We start from the raw sequence: 1,050 nt of genomic DNA, 5'->3' as shown, positions 1-1,050 counted from the left end.
TTTCAAACCCCTTGAGCAGCAAGGCTCCTCAGGCATAGAAAAAGGACTTCACCCCATCATGGAGAAGTTTTCAAGTGACCAAACCGAAAACCCATGAGGAGGGAAGTCACTTGTATCTTCTCCAAGGAACGCTATTTTCCTTTGAAGAATGGCTGAAAATTGAGTCCAAAGATCGGTTGCCCTTGTTTTTTGAAACGCTCGATCTTCGACCCTATGTGAAGGAAATGAAAAAATCTTCCCCCCAAGGAGCTCGCGGATATTCCCGGGAGGCGATTCTCCGTGCTTTTTTAGCCGCTCCTATGGAAGAAATTTCGACTTTGACCCGCCTTCATCAACGGTTGCAGACGGATCTTCGATTTCGCTACCAATGCGGTTTTCGCCTCGATCAAGGGATTCCTTCTATCTCCACCCTGAGCCGGGTCTTTCAACAAATCACGGCTCGGGGATTAGCCGAAAAGCTGTTTGCCGACTTGGTTGAGGAGTGCCGGGAGGAAGGGATCCTCGACGGAAAACACGTCGCCATCGACAGTACGGCAGTGGACGCCTACGAAAAGAAAAAGCCCAAATCCAACCTGTCCAAGAAAAACGCCACATGGGGCTCGAAATTCGACTCCCATGGGAACAAGATCACGTGGTTTGGCTACAAAGTCCATCTTGCGGTGGATACGAAAAGTGAACTCCCGATCGCCTTGGAAGTGACACCGGCCCATGTGAACGATGGGGATCTCGGGCCGGCATTAATGGAAAAAGCGGCCCGTTCCGTTCCCGATACGTTTCGTTATGTCATGATGGACGGAGGCTACGACCAAGTGAAAAATTACGAAACGGCTTATGATCTGGGAGCCCAAGCCATCATTCCCCTCAATCTCCGCAATGAAAAAGAACCACCTGCAGGGTTTTCATCCGATGGGACGCCTCGTTGCTCCATGGGCTTTGAGATGGTCTACTGGGGGAGAGATCAACACCGCTTAAAGTTCCGTTGCCCCCATGCGGCAGGCAAGGTGGACTGTCCCCATGGTACGGCATGGTGCTCGAGCTCCAACTACGGGA

Annotated in this window: 1 protein-coding gene; it reads left to right on the top strand. The window is 51.4% G+C overall.

Going from position 1 to position 1,050, the window contains the following annotated elements:
- Positions 1–110: 110 nt before the first annotated feature.
- The coding region (locus JOD24_RS16070) for a transposase (protein WP_429247348.1) at positions 111–1,050 on the top strand (940 nt) is incomplete at its 3' end.

This window comes from Kroppenstedtia sanguinis (genome assembly GCF_050433445.1).
Taxonomy (GTDB): Bacteria; Bacillota; Bacilli; order Thermoactinomycetales; family DSM-45169; genus Kroppenstedtia; species Kroppenstedtia sanguinis.
This window is presented reverse-complemented; position numbering and strand designations above follow the sequence as displayed.